At 69.3% G+C, this 15711-nt stretch carries 19 protein-coding genes; 10 read left to right on the forward strand and 9 right to left on the reverse strand.

Features of this window, described 5'->3' with window-relative positions; all coding sequences use genetic code 11:
* Window positions 1–293: hypothetical protein (locus tag ACOOGH_RS00005; protein WP_420446963.1), on the reverse strand; the 293-nt coding region annotated here is incomplete at its 3' end.
* Between the two features lie 148 nt (window positions 294–441).
* Between ACOOGH_RS00005 and ACOOGH_RS00010 the strand changes: the two genes are divergently transcribed.
* Window positions 442–1797, forward strand: coding sequence for an alanine/glycine:cation symporter family protein (locus ACOOGH_RS00010; RefSeq protein WP_420446964.1), 1356 nt, complete (start codon window positions 442–444; stop codon window positions 1795–1797).
* On the opposite strand, the gene ACOOGH_RS00015 is transcribed toward ACOOGH_RS00010, so the two are convergent.
* Window positions 1794–2069, reverse strand: coding sequence for a hypothetical protein (locus ACOOGH_RS00015; RefSeq protein ID WP_420446965.1), 276 nt, complete (start codon window positions 2067–2069; stop codon window positions 1794–1796). The two genes, ACOOGH_RS00010 and ACOOGH_RS00015, sit on opposite strands and share 4 nt — an antisense overlap.
* A gap of 13 nt (window positions 2070–2082) precedes the next feature.
* Window positions 2083–2346 (reverse strand): hypothetical protein, encoded by a 264-nt coding sequence (locus tag ACOOGH_RS00020; protein ID WP_420446966.1) that lies wholly within the window; start codon window positions 2344–2346, stop codon window positions 2083–2085.
* Window positions 2347–2468: 122 nt separating this feature from the next.
* On the opposite strand from ACOOGH_RS00020, the gene ACOOGH_RS00025 reads away from it, so the two are divergent.
* The 6 genes from ACOOGH_RS00025 to ACOOGH_RS00050 all read left to right on the forward strand — a co-directional run bounded on the left by ACOOGH_RS00025 (window position 2469) and on the right by ACOOGH_RS00050 (window position 6623).
* Entirely contained in the window at window positions 2469–3569 is a 1101-nt protein-coding gene (locus tag ACOOGH_RS00025; protein WP_420446967.1) for a pyridoxal-phosphate-dependent aminotransferase family protein, read from the forward strand.
* A gap of 24 nt (window positions 3570–3593) precedes the next feature.
* Window positions 3594–5204 (forward strand): phosphoglycerate dehydrogenase, encoded by a 1611-nt coding sequence (gene serA / locus ACOOGH_RS00030; RefSeq protein ID WP_420446968.1) that lies wholly within the window; start codon window positions 3594–3596, stop codon window positions 5202–5204.
* Window positions 5205–5254: 50 nt separating this feature from the next.
* Window positions 5255–5599, forward strand: coding sequence for a hypothetical protein (locus ACOOGH_RS00035; RefSeq protein WP_420446969.1), 345 nt, complete (start codon window positions 5255–5257; stop codon window positions 5597–5599).
* Complete coding sequence (locus tag ACOOGH_RS00040) at window positions 5596–6012, forward strand: type II toxin-antitoxin system VapC family toxin (protein WP_420446970.1); 417 nt, start codon at window positions 5596–5598, stop codon at window positions 6010–6012. Before ACOOGH_RS00035 ends, ACOOGH_RS00040 begins: the two co-directional genes overlap by 4 nt.
* Before the next feature lie 61 nt (window positions 6013–6073).
* Complete coding sequence (locus tag ACOOGH_RS00045) at window positions 6074–6352, forward strand: BrnT family toxin (RefSeq protein WP_420441709.1); 279 nt, start codon at window positions 6074–6076, stop codon at window positions 6350–6352.
* Window positions 6333–6623: a BrnA antitoxin family protein gene (locus ACOOGH_RS00050; protein ID WP_420446971.1), complete on the forward strand. Its 291-nt coding sequence runs from the start codon at window positions 6333–6335 to the stop codon at window positions 6621–6623. The genes ACOOGH_RS00045 and ACOOGH_RS00050 overlap by 20 nt, the downstream gene beginning before the upstream one ends.
* 30 nt (window positions 6624–6653) lie before the next feature.
* Here ACOOGH_RS00050 and ACOOGH_RS00055 read toward each other — a convergent pair whose 3' ends face one another.
* The 6 genes from ACOOGH_RS00055 to tdh form a co-directional block, all read right to left on the reverse strand.
* The gene (locus ACOOGH_RS00055; protein WP_420446972.1) at window positions 6654–7583 is read right to left on the reverse strand and encodes a cobalamin-binding protein; all 930 of its coding nucleotides are present in this window, start codon (window positions 7581–7583) and stop codon (window positions 6654–6656) included.
* A gap of 18 nt (window positions 7584–7601) precedes the next feature.
* Window positions 7602–8780: a molybdopterin-synthase adenylyltransferase MoeB gene (gene moeB / locus ACOOGH_RS00060; RefSeq protein ID WP_420446973.1), complete on the reverse strand. Its 1179-nt coding sequence runs from the start codon at window positions 8778–8780 to the stop codon at window positions 7602–7604.
* A 7-nt stretch (window positions 8781–8787) separates the two neighbouring features.
* Complete coding sequence (rpe, locus tag ACOOGH_RS00065) at window positions 8788–9453, reverse strand: ribulose-phosphate 3-epimerase (protein WP_420447137.1); 666 nt, start codon at window positions 9451–9453, stop codon at window positions 8788–8790.
* A 79-nt stretch (window positions 9454–9532) separates the two neighbouring features.
* Window positions 9533–10732, reverse strand: coding sequence for a glycine C-acetyltransferase (locus ACOOGH_RS00070; protein ID WP_420447138.1), 1200 nt, complete (start codon window positions 10730–10732; stop codon window positions 9533–9535).
* 67 nt (window positions 10733–10799) lie between these two features.
* Window positions 10800–11501, reverse strand: coding sequence for a hypothetical protein (locus ACOOGH_RS00075; protein ID WP_420446974.1), 702 nt, complete (start codon window positions 11499–11501; stop codon window positions 10800–10802).
* Window positions 11502–11507: 6 nt separating this feature from the next.
* Window positions 11508–12539, reverse strand: a complete 1032-nt coding sequence (tdh, locus tag ACOOGH_RS00080) for an L-threonine 3-dehydrogenase (RefSeq protein WP_420446975.1) — start codon at window positions 12537–12539, stop codon at window positions 11508–11510.
* Window positions 12540–12761: 222 nt separating this feature from the next.
* Here tdh and ACOOGH_RS00085 point away from each other — a divergent pair, with 222 nt between their 5' ends.
* From ACOOGH_RS00085 to ACOOGH_RS00095, 3 genes are all read left to right on the forward strand, one after another.
* Complete coding sequence (locus ACOOGH_RS00085) at window positions 12762–13394, forward strand: energy transducer TonB family protein (RefSeq protein WP_420446976.1); 633 nt, start codon at window positions 12762–12764, stop codon at window positions 13392–13394.
* 117 nt (window positions 13395–13511) lie between these two features.
* Window positions 13512–14216 carry a ComEA family DNA-binding protein gene (locus tag ACOOGH_RS00090; RefSeq protein WP_420446977.1) on the forward strand — a complete coding sequence of 235 codons (705 nt, stop codon included), beginning with the start codon at window positions 13512–13514 and terminating at the stop codon, window positions 14214–14216.
* Window positions 14216–15676, forward strand: coding sequence for a GspE/PulE family protein (locus ACOOGH_RS00095; RefSeq protein ID WP_420446978.1), 1461 nt, complete (start codon window positions 14216–14218; stop codon window positions 15674–15676). The genes ACOOGH_RS00090 and ACOOGH_RS00095 overlap by 1 nt, the downstream gene beginning before the upstream one ends.
* Window positions 15677–15711 lie beyond the last annotated feature (35 nt).

Here is a 15711-nt window from a genome sequence, read left to right on the forward strand (position 1 = left end):
CGATCCACGGTCACGGTGAGCACGAAGACGCGCCCACCCGCCTCGCCCGCCGCCAGATCGCGTACCGCGGCGGCCGCGTACAGTTGGGCGAGACCCGCCCCCTCGGCGGCAATGAGCGCGAGGTGGCGCCCCCGTTCGATCGCGGCCGACAGCGCCTCGAGCGCCTCCGGCGACGGCGGGGCCGATTCCACCGCATGCTCCGGCTGGTCCTGTTTCAAGAGCGAGATCCCGGGAACGAGCTGGACGAGGGTCGTGAACGGGCCGTCGCCCGCATCGGTTGGGAAGGTACGCAAGGCGTCCGTCCGTCCAAAGTGCGGACCCGTCCGCCGGGGTCCCGTGCCGGTCCCGTTACGTTGACGGCGGCTCGGAGGCGCGTCTAACGTCCCAGCCCGCTCGCCGCAGCCGTCCGGCGCGCGCTCCCCCGATGACCTCCAGTAGAAGGTGACCGTAATTCACGTAGTCGGAACCCTGGAGGCGATTCAAGCCTGGGTGTGGGGCGTCCCCCTCATCATCCTCCTTCTCACCACGGGCCTCGTGTACACACTGCTGCTGCGCGGCCTCCAGTTCCGCCGCCTGAGGCACGCGCTCTGGCTGGCGCTCGTCAAGCGCCGCGAGCCCGGGGGCGAGGGCGACATCTCGCACTTCCAGGCGCTGATGACGGCGCTCGCCGCGACGGTCGGGACCGGGAACATCGTCGGCGTTGCAACCGCCATCGGCGCGGGCGGCCCCGGGGCCCTCTTCTGGATGTGGGTGACGGGACTCCTCGGGATGGCGACGAAGTACGCGGAGGCGGTCCTCGGCGTGCGCTTCCGGGAGACGGACTCTCGGGGCGAGAAGGCGGGCGGCCCCATGTACTACCTCGAGCACGGTCTCGGCCGCAGCCCGCTCGGCCGGGGTCTGGCGATCGCGTTCGCGCTCTTCGCGACCCTCGCCGCGTTCGGGATCGGAAACGGGGTTCAGTCCCAGGCGGTGGCGGACGCCTTGAACGAATCGTTCCATCTGCCGCACTGGGTCGCGGGACTCGTCACCGCGGCTGCCGTCGGCCTCGTCATCATCGGCGGCATCCGCTCGATCGGGCGCGTGGCGAGCGTCATCGTGCCGGCGATGATCATCCTCTACATGGGCGTTGCCGGTCTGGTGCTGATCTCCAACGCGGCGGAGATCCCGGCCGCCTTCAGGCTCGTGTTCGAGCACGCGTTCGGGGGACGCGCGGTGGCCGGCGGCGCGCTCGGCTACACCGTCATGCAGGCGATGCGCTTCGGCGTCGCGCGCGGAATCTTCTCCAACGAATCAGGACTGGGGACCGGGGCGATCGCCGCCGCCGCGGCCCGGACGCGCGAGCCGGTGCGGCAGGCCCTCGTCTCCATGACGCAGACGTTCATCGACACCATTGTCGTCTGCACCTTCACGGGACTCGCGATCCTCACGACGGGGGCGTGGCGGTCGGGGGCCGAGGGCGCGAACATGACGCAGCTGGCCTTCGACACGAGCCTCCTCGCGGGCGCCGGGGACATCATCGTCGCCCTCGCCCTCGCGACCTTCGCCTTCAGCACGATGCTGGGGTGGTCCTACTACGGCGAACGGAGCTTCGCCTACCTCTTCGGCGAACGCGTGATCCGCCCCTATCGGCTGGCGTTCGTGCTCGTGGTCGGGCTCGCGGCGGTCGTGGAACTCGATGTCGTGTGGCTGATCTCCGACATCCTCAACGGTCTCATGGCGGCGCCGAACCTGGTGGGACTGCTGCTCCTGTCAGGCGTCGTATGGAGGGAGACCCGGAGCTACTTCAACCGCAGCTAGCCGCGGAAGGGCGGGTAGTGGCCGAGGTCGTAGGCCCGGATCGAGAGGACGCCGCGCGAATCAAGCCCCACGTCGGCCAGAGTCCGCGTCTCATCGCGGATGCGGCGCTCGGAGAATTCGGCGTAGAAGTCGGCGGGGTCGTCCGAGGAGCGCTGGAGCATCTCGCGGATGCCGATCGCCTTGGCGGTGAGCACGGTCGTATCGGCGGGCAACTCCATCACGTGCTCGAGCCAGCGGTCGGGCATGATCAGACGAACCGTGATTGCGCTCATGCGGCCCTCGGCGTCAATGGAGGTTGCGGAGCGTGTAGAGGAAACGCTTCGCGAGGTCGGTCACGTCGAGCCCCACCACGCGGTCGGTCTCCACCCGGACGTTCGTGTGGCCGCCCGCCCGGTCGACCGCGAAACGGGCGAGGCCGATCTCCCCGGCGAAGGTGACCGACGCCTCCGTCTCCTCGCGCACCGTGAGCCCGGAGTGCCGGCCGAAAAACGTCTTGGCGCGGTCGAGGACATCTTCCGGGGACAGGTCGGTGATGGTGACGTATCGCATGTGGATTTCCGGTTCGGCGATCGGGTTCGGGGGCGCAAGATCTTCCGTCCCCGGCGGCCCGTCAACCGAACGATCGACCAACTATTGGCCCCACGGGTCCGGGGGCGATACCATCTCCCGACATGAACCCTCCAATCTCGTTCGGCCGCTTCTTTCTTCCCGGCCCGACCGAAGTCCCTCTGGATCTGTTCGACGCCATGCGACGGCCCGTCGTCGGACACCGGAGCGCCGAGGTCTCGGGCCTGGTCGAACGTATGCAGCCTTCCGTTTCGCGGCTCTTCCGGAGCTCGCGGCCGGCGTACCTGTCGACGTCGTCCGCCACCGGCATGATGGAAGCCGCCATCACGAACCTCACGCGCCGCCGCGTTCTCTGCCTCACGAACGGATCGTTCAGCAAGCGGTTCCACGCGATCGCCGAAGCGACGGGACGCCCCGCGGACGCGCTCGAGGCGGAGTGGGGCGAGCCGAACCTGCCGGAGCGGCTGCACGACGCGCTCTCCGCGGCGCCCGGACGGTACGACCTCGTCACGGTCGTGCACTCGGAGAGTTCGACCGGCGTTCTAAACCCGCTGGAGGAACTCGCGGAGGTCGTACACGAGTTCGACGACGTGCTGATCGCGGTGGACACGGTCTCGTCGCTGGCCGGGGCGCCGGTGGAGACCGACGAGTGGGGCCTGGATTTCGTCCTCACGGGGTCGCAGAAAGCGGTGGCGCTGCCCCCGGGACTCGCGCTCGCCGTGGCGTCCGAGAGGGCGCTCGCCCGCGCGCGGGAGGTCGAACACCGGGGCTTCTACTTCGACATCCTCAAGTTCGAGAAGAACCTCGAGCGCTGGCAGACGCCGAACACCCCGGCGGTCTCGCTCTTCTTCGCCCTCGAGCGCCAACTGGAACGGATGATGGAGGAAGGCATGGAGGCGCGCTGGGAGCGTCACGACTCCATGGCCCGCCGGACGTACGAATGGGTGGATGACACGGCCGCGCGGACGGGCCAGCCGTGGCATGTGCTCGCGCCGGAAGGCTACCGCTCGCCGTGCGTGACGGTCATCATGCTTCCGGACGGACTGACGGGTCCGGATGTCGTGTCCCGCGCGCTCGAGCGCGGATACACGGTGGCTGCCGGCTACGGGCCCCTGAAGCAGGAGTCGTTCAGAATCGGACACATGGGCGAACACACTCTCGACGAGCTGGAGGCGCTTCTGGCCGTCCTCGACGATGTCCTGTGAACCAGGCGCCGTGAGCGAAGTCCCGTGAGCGAAACCGAACAGGGCGACCTTCGCGTCATCATCGCCGATCCCCTCCTCCCGGATGGGATCGAGACGCTGCGGGCCGCCCCCGGGCTCGTGGTCGAGGATCACACGGAATCGGACCGGGAGGCGCTCCGCGCCGCGCTCGAAGGCGCATCGGCGCTCATCGTGCGCTCCCGCACGAAAGTGACCGCCGATCTCATCGAGTCGGCCGACCGTCTGAGGGTCGTTGGACGCGCGGGCGTGGGCGTGGACCACATCGACATTCCCGCCGCCACCCGCCGCGGCGTCGCCGTGCTCAACGCTCCCGCGGCGAACACGCAGTCCACCGCCGAACTGGCCTTCGCCCTGCTCCTCGCCGCGGCCCGCCGGATCACGGAGGCGGACGCGAGCATCCGCGCCGGGGAATGGAGGCGCAAGGAGTTGCGCGGGATCCAGCTGAGCGGGAAGACGCTCGGCGTGATCGGGCTCGGACGGATCGGAGCGGAGGTCGTGTGGCGGGCGCGCGCGTTCGGGATGCGCGTGGTGGCCCACGATCCCTTCGTGAGCGACGAGCGGGCGAGCGATCTGGGCGTGGAACTCGCAAGCCTCGACGAACTCCTTCCGGCATGCCACGCGATAACGGTGCACGTCCCCCTCTCCGACGAGAACCGCGGGTTCATCGGCCGCAGAGAGATCGCGGCCATGCGGCAGGGTTCGATCCTCGTGAACGCGGCCAGGGGCGGGCTCGTGGATGAAGCGGCGCTGGCCGAGGCGCTCGGCAGCGGCCATCTGGGAGCCGCCGGCCTGGACGTGTTCGAGACGGAACCGCTCCCCGCCGACAGCCCGCTGCGGGACGCCCCCCAACTCGTGTTGAGTCCGCACCTGGGCGCCTCCACGTACGAGGCCCAGCGCCAGGTCTCCCGGCAGATCGCCGTCTCCGTGCGTAACGCGCTCGTCGATGGCGACTTCAGCGCCGCGCTGAACGCCCCCTTCGAGGCGGAGGATCGCGACGGCGCGGGTCCGATCATGGACCTCGGGTATCGTCTGGCGCGCCTCCTCCACGGGCTCGAAGATGCGCCACCGCGCCGCATCGAGGTCCGCTACGGGGGGACGCGGGACGGGGTGCTCGGACCTCTCGCGGCGAGTGTGGCCGTCGGGTTCCTCGAGCGCCGGGTCGATCCCCCGCTCAACGTCGTCAACGCCCTTTCGATCGCGGCGGAGCGCGGCCTGGAGATCGTTCGCGTTCGGGCCCAGGCGTCGGGCGACTACACGAACTACGTCGGACTCTCGGCCGACTCCGCGCGCGGCAAAGGCATGGCCGTGGGCGGGGCGCTCATGGGGTCCCGGATGGAACCGCGCGTCGTGCACGTCGGCACCTTCCGCATCGAGACGGAGCCCCGCGGCACCTGCCTCCTCATCCGGAATCGCGACCAGCCGGGCGTGATCGGCGCCGTGGGCACCATTCTCGGCGAGGCGAAGGCGAACATCGCGGAATACCACCTCGCGCGCCGACGGGGCGGCGGTCGATCGTTCGGGGTCGTGAGAATCGATGAGGAACTGCCGCCCGAGGTCCTGCAGGCGCTGAACGATCTCGACGGCGTCGAAGAGGTCCGCCAGGTCACGTTCGACTGACCTCCCCCGGGGCGGTTGGCATCCGGATACCATAAATCCTATCATGAATCATGATGTCCATTCATGATTCAGAGGGTGAAGCGGGACGGGTCCGCGAGCCCGTGCAGGTCTATCTTTCGCGCACGGAGCGCGAGCGCCTGGAACGCCTGCGGAACATCCTCGACACGACCAAGTCCGATGTCCTGCGCAAAGGTCTGGAAGCGCTGGAGTCCCAGCTCTCGGACCCCGATCGTCACCCCGCTCTGTCGATCATCGGCCTCTTCCGCGGTACGGCGCCGCGGGATCGCGAGCCCAGTTCCGATGTGGCGCGCGCCCACGACGAATTTCTGGCCGACGCCGAGATCGCCTCGTGGTCCCCCGAGGCGACCGATGGACCCGGTGCCGCTTCGAAGTGAGCGCGCTGTTCGTCGACACGAGCGCGTGGTATCCGCTGGCTGACCTCGCCCACCCCGACCATCGGGCGGTCTCCGAAGCTCTCCGCGTTCGGGTGCGTGCCGGCGTCGCCGTCGTGACGTCCAACCTCGTGGTGGCCGAAATCCACACGCTCCTGCTGCGGCGCGCAGGCCGACGCGTCGCGCTCGCCTTCCTGGACGCGGTCCGGCAGCCGCCGAACCGGGTCGAGCAGGTGACGCCGGAACGGGAAGAGGCGGCCATCGGCGAGTGGATCCGGCGTTTCGCGGACCAGGACTTCTCGCTCGCAGACGCGACGAGCTTCGCGATTATGTCCGAACTGGGTATCGAAGAGGCCCTGACGTTGGACCGGCGCTTCGGAACGGCGGGGTTCGTGATGGTCCCTGGGAGGACTTGAGGGACGCGATGCGACTCGCGAAAACGGTTGCTGTAATTACATATTATATGTATAATCGATAATGGAATTCGAGTGGGACGAAACCAAGAATCAAACGAACATCCGCAAGCACGGTATCGGGTTCGAGATTGCCAGGCGCATCTTCGAGGGGACCATCGCAACGTCGCCCGACCGTCGCCGGGACTACGGCGAGGAGCGCCACATCAGCATCGGTCGGGTGGAGCCCGGAGCGCTGATCGTGGTTGCCTACACCGAGCGTCGCGGGCGCATTCGTCTGATCTCCGCCCGCCCGGCGTCGCGCAAGGAAAGGAGAATCTACCATGAGCGGACGCTACGATAGGCCCCTCACGGCCGAGCAGATCGCGGCGGTAGAGGACGAGAGCATCGACTTCAGCGAGATCCCCGAACTGGACGAGGATTTCTGGGACCGGGCAGAGTTCGTCGAGCCCGACCGCACCGACCAGATCACCATGCGCGTGAAGCGCTCCGTGCTGGCCTACTTCAAGGCTCCGGGAAAGGGCTACCAGACGCGGATGAACCGTGTACTCGAGAGCTATGTGCGGTACAGGACGGGAAACCACGGCGACACCAGGGAGGGAGCAAGCCGTTGACCGCACTCGCGGCACGGTCCGTGGCGGCGGTCAGCCCGGCGGCGTCCACACGGCGGCGTGCCGCGGATCGGGTGCGGGGAGGCGGTCGGGGTGGAGCAGCCCGCCCAGGATCTCGACGCCGGTGACGAAGCGGGGGCCTGAGCGGTTGAAGTAGGAGGAGGCGTCGACGACCCAGGCGCGCCCCTCCGCCACCGCGCGCGGAGCCACTTCCCGTAGACGTTCCGCGTGCGCGTCGGCGTCTGCGCGCGACGCTTCGAGGCCGTAGCCGCAGGGCATGAGCAGCAACGCGTCCGGATCGAGGTCTCCGATCTCATCCCAGGACACCTCGCGGGAAGGCTGTCCCGCCTCGCCCGCCAGGTTCCGGCCGCCGGCAAGTTTGATCATCTCCGGCACCCAGTGCCCGGGCGCGAAGGGCGGGTCGAACCACTCGATGCCGAGCACGCGTGGAGGGTCGGCGTCCCGTACCGCCGCTCGCACCGCATCAAGTCGCCCCCGAAGCGACCTGCCCGGTCCGCGAGCGACTTCCGGATCCCCGGCCGCCCGCGCCACCTGCCCGAGAGAGGCCAGGATGTCTTCGATCGTGTGCGCGTCGAGCGACACGATCTCCGCCTCGATCCCGCGCGCGCCGAGCACCTCCCGCACCCCGCCCGTGGGCACCGCGCACACCTCGCACACGGCCTGCGTGATGATGACGTCCGGATCGAGCCGCTCAAGGAGGGCCTCGTCGATCTCGTACACGCTGCCGTGTTCGATCATGGCCTGGCGCACGGCGGCGTCGATCTCGCCGCTGGTGAGCCCCTCGGGATCGAAGCGGGGCCGGCTGGCGCGCGGACGGTCGAGCAGATGCGGCGGATGGTCGCATTCGTGCGAGATGCCCACCAGGCACTCGCCGAGGCCGAGGGCGTCAACGATCTCCGTCCCCGAGGCGAGGAGCGAGACGATGCGGGGGGGCGCCGACATCGGCGGGTCAGGCCGCCATCAGTACTGCGGCATGGCGGGGTCGATCTCCTCGGCCCACGCCAGGATGCCACCCGCGAGGTTCACCGCGTTTTCGAACCCGACCGCGCGCAGGTACTCGACGGCACGGTCCCCACGGGGACCCGAGCGGCAATGGATGATGAGCGGTTCCGACGCGTCCAGGTTCTCGACGGCCTGCGGGAGCGTCGCGAGCGGCACGAGCCGCGCGCCCGCCGCCTCGAGGTTGCAGATCGCCCACTCGTAGTCTTCGCGCACATCGATGAGCTGGAAGCTCTCGCCGGCGTCGACCCGGCGCTTCAGTTCGTGCACGTCGATGTCGAGGTCGTGCATGGTACCCTCCGTGTCCGTGCCATCGTCCGCCGTGCCGTCGTCCGGCACCCCGCAGAAGCGCTCGTAGTCGATGAGTTCCGTCACCGTCGGCTCGGGGCCGCACACCACGCACTCGGGGTCCGGCGCGATGTCCAGCGAGCGGAACTCCATGCGGAGCGCGTCGATGAGAAGCAGGCGCCCGGCGAGCGTGTCGCCGATCTCGGCCAGCCACTTGATCGCCTCGTTCGCCTGAATCGATCCTACGATGCCCGGCAGGACGCCAAGAACCCCGGCCTCCGCGCAGTTGGGCACGAGATCCGGGGGCGGCGGATCCCGGAACAGGCAGCGATAGCACGGGCCGTCGGGGGCGGCGAAGACCGAGGCCTGGCCCTCGAAGCGGAGGATGGCCCCGTACGCGAAGGGCGTCCCGAGCATCACGCACGCGTCGTTCACGAGATACCGCGTGGGGAAGTTGTCGCTCCCGTCGATCACGAAGTCCCACCCCTCGAGGATCTCGAGCGCGTTCCTCGACTCGAGTCGCGCTTCGAAGGTCTCGACGGCGACGTGGGGGTTCAGTCCGGCGAGTCGCGCCCGGGCGGAGGCCAGCTTCGGCGTCCCGACCGAATCCGTGTCGTAGAGCACCTGCCGCTGCAGGTTGGAAAGCTCCACGTGGTCGTGATCCACGAGTCCGAGCCGCCCCACGCCCGCCGCGGCGAGGTAGAGCGCGGCCGGCGACCCCAGCCCGCCCGCGCCCACGATGAGGACGCTCGAGGCCCGCAGGCGCCGCTGTCCCTCCAGCCCCACCTCGGGGATGCTGACGTGCCGCCCGTAGCGGACCAGCTCCTCGCGCGAGAGCCCGCCGCCGTTCACCGCGACCTCAGCCGTAGGGCGCGAGGGCGTCGCGCAGCGCCGCCATGTTCGCGTCGATGCCGGGCGCCCACCTGAAGACGGAGGAGCCGGCCACGAACACCGACGCCCCCGCGGCGGCGCACACCGGAGCCGAGGTCGGGTCGATCCCTCCGTCGACCTGAATCACGGGGGGCGCCACCCCCTGGTCCGCCGCCATGCGCAGCACGGTCGCGATCTTCGGCACCGCCTCGGCGATGAACGTCTGTCCCCCGAACCCGGGGTTCACCGTCATCACGAGAACGAGGTCCACGTAGCCGAGGACTTCCGACAGCGTCTCCGCGGGCGTGGCCGGGTTCAAGGCGACGCCGGCGTAGCAGCCCAGCTCCCGGATCCGGTGCAGCTCCCCGTGCAGGTGCGCGGACACCTCCTGGTGGACCGTGAGCATGTCGGCGCCCGCCTCCGCGAACGCCCCGAGGAACTCGCCGGGGTTGTCGATCATCAGGTGCACGTCGAGGAACGAGTCCGAGACCGCGCGCAGCGACTCCAGCACGGGCAGCCCGATGGTGAGGTTGGGGACGAAGTGCCCGTCCATGACGTCGAGCTGGAACCACTCCGCCCCCGCGGCCTCCGCCTCGGCCACCTCCGCCCCCAGCCGCGCGTAGTCGGCGGCGAGGATCGACGGGGCGATGACCATCCCCCCCGGTAGCTCCCGATTCAGTCCGCGCTCAGTCACGATCCCATGCTCCCCGCAGTCTCGGTGGCGCCAAGAGGCGTCAGATCAGGTTGAGCCGCCGGCCGACCTTCTTGAGGGCGGCGAGGGCGGCGTCGATGTGTTCACGTTCGTGCGCGGCCGACAGCTGACAGCGAATCCGGGCCTCCCCGCGCGGGACCACGGGATAGCCGAACCCGATCACGAACACCCCTTCGCGCAGCAGTTCGCGGCTGAGGCGTATCGCGTCCGCCGTCCTTCCCACGATCACGGGCACGATGGGCGTGCCGCCGGGAATCGGCTTGTATCCGAGCTCGATCAATCCCTCCCGGTAGTACTCCGTATTGTCGCGGAGCCGGGCAACGAGTTCCGGGTGCGCTTCCAGATGGCGGATGGCGGCCATGGCGCCGGCCGCCGAGTGGCAGGGCAGGGCGTTCGTGAACAGCTGCGTCCGCGACGCCTGATTGAGAAAGTCGATCACGGCTTCGGAACTCGCCGTGAAGCCGCCCGCCATGCCCCCGAGCGCCTTGCCGAGCGTCGACGTGACGATGTCGACCTCCCCGTGCATGCCCCAGTGCTCGGGCGTCCCGCGTCCCGTGTCGCCCAGCACCCCCGTCGCGTGCGAGTCGTCCACCGCCATGATCGCGTCGTAGCGGTCGCACAGTTCGCGGATCTCAGGGAGCGGCGCGATCTCCCCCTCCATCGAGAAGATGCCGTCGGTGATGACGAGGCGGTGCCGCGCGTCCCGGCTCGCCTCGAGGGCCTCGCGCAGCGAGTCCATGTCCATGTGGTCGTAGATGAAGCGGCGCGACTTGCAGAGGCGGATGCCGTCGATGATGCAGGCGTGGTTGAGGCGGTCCGAGATGAGGGCGTCCTCCGGCCCCAGGAGCGGCGCGAAGAGGCCCTCGTTCGCGTTCCACGCGGAGGTGTAGGTAAGGGAAGCAGGTGTCTCGAGGAAGTCGGCGATCACCGCCTCGAGTTCGCGGTGGATGTCGAACGTCCCGCAGATGAAGCGCACCGAGGAGGTGCCGGCGCCGTACTTGTCCACCCCGTCCTTCACCGCCTGCATCACGGAGGGTTCGTCGCACAGGCCCAGGTAGTTGTTCGAGCACATGTTGATGGTCTCGCCGAGGCCATCGATGTCCACGACGGGAGCCTGCCGCCCCATGATGTGCAGCAGTTCCTTGTGGACCCCGTTCTCCTTCATCTCCCCGAGTTCGGAGACGAGGCGGCCCTCCAGGCCCCGGTTCACATTCGACGTCATCACATCCCGTTCCTCATACAGTGTCATGATACCGTGCCATGATCGCGCCGTCCCGGACTCGTGTCGCTCACGGATAGAGATCGCCGACCGTCTTGTCGGTCGCCCACGCGGTGTCCACACGGATCCTGGGGCGCGAACCCCAGTTGCCGCAGTCGCTGAACGCCCGCAACCGTCCGCGCACGTGGAGGACCCGCTCGGTCCCCACCTCGCGAAGCTCGGGGCTGAGGCCGTCGAGCGCGAACACCCGCTGGGTCCCGATCCACCCCGGGCCGAACAGCCAGCACCCGGCCGCCTCGCGGATCGTGCCCTCGCCCCACATGCGGATGCCCGAGAAGGACCCGGTGTCCGTGACGATCAGGGTGCCGAGATCGATGCCGGCCGAGCCGCGCACGCGATACGCTCCCGGCGTCGCGATCCTCAGCGGCCGCGCCTCGTAGAAGCTGACGTTCTGCGGCGAGCACATGGTGCGGAAGGTGCTCCGCACGGCGGCGAGTTCGATCGAGGCGTCGGTGATCGCCAGGGTGGCGGTGTCGAGCCGTCCGCACTGGTCGGGAGACACCGGGCCGGCGAACTCGAACGAGAAGGGTTCGTCCACCCGCACCGTCTCGGGGTAGGCGGCCCAGGTGACGAGAGCGTCGCTGGGCGTGGCATCCCCGATGCGCCAGCACCCCGCCGCCAGCAGCACCGCGAGGCCGAGAACCGATACGAGGGGGACGGAGGAGCCGGCGGGTCGCGCCGCGGGCTGCTGGCCGTCCGGGGGGGTTGCCACGGGCCGCTAGTCCAGCGCGAGGACGACCTTCGCCGCCTCGCCCGAGTTCATGGCGTCGAACCCATCCTGGAAGCGGTCGAACGGGAGCCGGTGCGTGATCACGGGGTCGATGTCGAGACGCCCCTCGACGAGGAAGTCCCGCATCTCGATCCACGTGCGGTACATCAGGCGCCCCACGACGCCGTAGACGTTGAGGCCCTTGAAGATCACGTCGCGCGCCAGGTTGACCTTCACCGCGTCCTTGGGCAGCCCCAGCAGGCGGACGTGGCCCCCGTTGCGGCACATGCGGAACGCGGAGCGCACGCCGTCCGGGTGTCCGCTCATCTCGCACACCACGTGCGCCCCGTAGCCGTGCGTGAGGTCTGCGATCCGGGTCTCCACGTCCCCCTCGAGCGGGTCGAGGCAGTCGTGCGCGCCCATGCTCGCGGCGAGTGCGCGCCGCCCCTCGTGCGGCTCGACCGCGATGACCCTCGAGGCGCCGGCCGCGCGCGCGATTCCGATCGCGAACAGGCCGATGGGGCCGCAGCCCACCACGGCCACGACGCGCCCGGCGACGTCCGTGTGCAGAACGGTGTGGAAAGCGTTGCCGAGCGGGTCCAGCACCGCCGCCAGGTCGTCGTCGATGGAATCGGGGATATGGATGATGTTCGCCGCCGGAATGGAGACGTATTCGGCGAACGCGCCGTCCCGGTCGATGCCGATGATGCGGGTCTCCCGGCACACGTGCGCGTGCCCGGTGCCGCAGTACTCGCAGTGCCCGCAGACGAGGTGTCCCTCCGCCGACACGCGGTCGCCGACCTCGATGTTCTGCACCAGCCGGCCGATCTCGGCGACCTCTCCCATGAACTCGTGGCCGAGGGTGACGGGCGGAGTCACGCGGTGCTGCGACCATTGGTCCCACTGCTGGATGTGCAGATCCGTGCCGCAGATCCCCGCCCGCCGCACCTTGATGAGCACGTCGCCGGAGCGAATCTCGGGCACCGGCGCGTCGCACAGCACGAGGCCGGGGACCGCCCCGGGTTTGCGGATCGCTTTCATGGAGACGGAAGATGGCTCCTGGATGGAGACGTGTCGGGTGGCGCACAATGTGCCGGAAGGTCTGACGGGGCGGCAAGCGCCGGAACCTGAAACCGCGGCCTGCCGTAGGATGCCTCGTGGGCCGGCGGACAGCCCGCCGGAAGCCGCCTGACAGCCCGGGAGTCGAATCGAATCGTGCGCGCGACAGGGGAAGGCCGGGGTTGGCGACCGAGGGTCGCGTGGTTGCGCTCACATCCGCGGGAGCGGGCCGTGTGGTGGGGTGGCATGCTCGCCTCCGTGCTCCTGCACGCGCTCCTCCTGTTCGCGTGGGCGCGCCCGGCGCCCGAGTTCGAGCGGGCGGCCCGGCCCGGCGCCGATCCGGATCTCCCCGCCGGCGGGGGCGGTCTGCAGGCGCTGCGGGTCTCCATGCCCCGGAGGATCGAGATTCCCCCACCGCCCAGGCCCATCCTCGCCGTCGACATGCCCGAGATCGAGATCCCGGAGGAGGAGATCGAGGTGTCCTCAGAACTGCTGCCGGTCGGCGCGCCGGCGCCCTCCGCCGGGCGCGGGACGGGAACCGGTCCCGGGGAGGGAGAGGGGGCCGGCGGAGGCGAGGGCGAGAATTACGTGTCGCCCGTGCCGAGGTCCGTGGTGCCGCACTGGGATCCCCCCGGCTCCGTGCGCGGCATGGAGGTGACGGTGCGCGTCTTCGTCGACGCCAGGGGGCGCCCCGGCCTCGTCGAACTGGATCCCCCGACCCCGGACGAGGACTTCAACCGCGACATCATGCGCCAGGTGCGGGCGTGGGAGTACCGGCCCGCGCTGCGCAACGGGTCCCCGGTCGACGGCTGGGCCGAGATCACCTTCATCTTCTGACGCCGTTTTCGACACTTTCCTCTGCCGTCTGACACCATCCGCCGATGACGGCTTGACGCCGCGTTGATCCGCGCCCCGATCCTCGGGCAGGAATCCGTCTGGCCGGGGAGGTGAGGGGTGTGGGATCTGAATCGCGCGGAACGCAAGGCACTGGGCACGGCTCTCGTGCTCGTAGGAGTGAGTCTCGTCGTCCGCACGCTGCTCGCGCCCGACCCCGGGCGGGTGGAGGGTCTCGAGGGGATCGACCCCGCGACGGACCTGGACGGCGTCGAGGGCGAGGTGATTTCAGCCCTGCGGCGCGAGCAGCGGGCGCAAACGCCTCTCGCCGAAGGCGAGCAGATCGACGTGAACCTCGCGCCCGCCGATGAGTTGCGCCGGCTCCCGGGAGTCGGCCCAAGCATGGCGCAGTCCATCATCGAGGAACGGGAAAACAACCCGTTTCGCCGAGTGAAGGATCTCGAGCGGATCAGCGGAGTGGGTGAGGTCACCGCCCGGCGGCTCGGTCCGCATCTCCGCTTCGAGCCCGCGGCGCCCCGGCCCGGGCCTGGCGGCGCGTCACCCTCTGGTCCCTCGGGGTCCGCGTGGGCGGCGGCGTGGCGGCCGTCCGGATGTCCGCCCGGCGGCGGGCGGATCGACCTCAACCGAGCCGACCGCGGGCAGTTGGAGAGTCTGCCCGGGGTCGGGCCCGCGATCGCCGGGCGCATCATCGAGGATCGACAGGTGAACGGGCCGTTCGAGACACCCGAAGCGCTCACCCGCGTGAAGGGGATCGGCGAGCGTTCACTGGCCCGGCTGGCCGACCGCATCTGCGCGGGGGCGTAGTGAACTCGCCGTTGAAGCCCGATGGCGGAGTCCTCCGCCTCATCCCGGAAGATTTCGCCAAACGACACCTGGTCCTTCCCCTGCGGCGGAGCGGTCGGAGCTTGACCGTCGCAATGGCGGATCCCGCGGACACGGCGCTCGTCGACGACCTCCACTTCCTCACGCAATTCGAGATAGAGGCCGTGGCCGTCGAGGAACGCACACTCCTCCAGCTTATCGACAAGAACTACGGCGCCGCTTCCGAGCCCGAGAGCAAGTCCCGGGAGAACGGGGCCGGAGCGGCGAGGACGGAGGTCGATGATGAACCCGCCGTCCGGTTGATCAACGACATCTTCACCGATGCCGTGCGCCGAGGGGCCTCGGACATCCATGTCGAACCGTACGAGGGTGAACTGCGCGTCCGCTATCGGCTCGACGGGATACTTCGCGAGATGATGCGCCCCCCGCCCTCCATGGCGGCGGCTCTCACATCGCGGCTGAAGATCCTCGCCGATCTGAACATCGCCGAGCGCCGGATTCCACAGGATGGCCGCATCAAGATCCGCCTCGGGGACCGGGTGATCGATTTCCGCGTTTCGACCCTTCCGACGCTGTTTGGCGAGAGAATCGCGCTCCGGATCCTCGACAAAGAGCGGCTGGCCCTCGACCTCGAATCCTTCGGCATGGAGGCGCGCGCGGAACGGGTGCTGCTCCGGGCCATCGCGGACACGACGGGGATGGTTCTCGTGACGGGGCCGACAGGATCGGGGAAGACGACGACGCTGTACAGCGCTCTCGTGCGGCTCAACACGCCGGAGGTCAACATCATGACCGCCGAGGATCCGGTCGAATACAGCCTCCCGGGCATCAATCAGGTTCAGGTGCGCCCGAAGATTGGGCTCACATTCGCTTCGACACTCCGTGCTTTCCTGCGACAGGATCCGAACATCGTCATGGTGGGGGAGATCCGTGACCGCGAGACCGGGGACATCGCCGTGAAGGCCGCCCTCACGGGCCATCTTGTGCTCTCCACGCTCCACACGAACGATGCCGCGACGACCACGACGCGCCTCGTGGACATGGGGATAGAAGCCTTCAACCTCGCCGCGGCCCTCAGGGCCATTACCGCACAGCGTCTCGTCCGCCGGATCTGTCGCCGATGCAGGACGGAGGCGGACTACCCGGCCGAAGTCCTCCGCTCGCTCGGTCTCGAAGCAGGTACCGGCGCGGCATGGGTCTTCTCCCGTGGCGCAGGGTGCGATGCGTGCGGCGGATCCGGGTATGCCGGCAGGCAGGGACTGTACGAAGTCCTTCCGATGTCGCCGGCGATCCGCCGCCTTGTGCTCGCCGGCGCCTCCGGGGAGGAGATCGAACGCCGGGCCGTGGCCGAGGGGATGGTGACGCTGCGGGAAGACGGTCTGCTCAAGGCGAGGGAGGGGATCGTGACGCTGGACGAAGTCCTGCGGGAGACCCCGGCGTAAGCCGGGCGCATCCCGCAATGAATGCGACGGATACC

Origin of the sequence: Candidatus Palauibacter sp., from assembly GCF_965213655.1 — a bacterium.
Lineage (GTDB): Bacteria > Gemmatimonadota > Gemmatimonadetes > Palauibacterales > Palauibacteraceae > Palauibacter.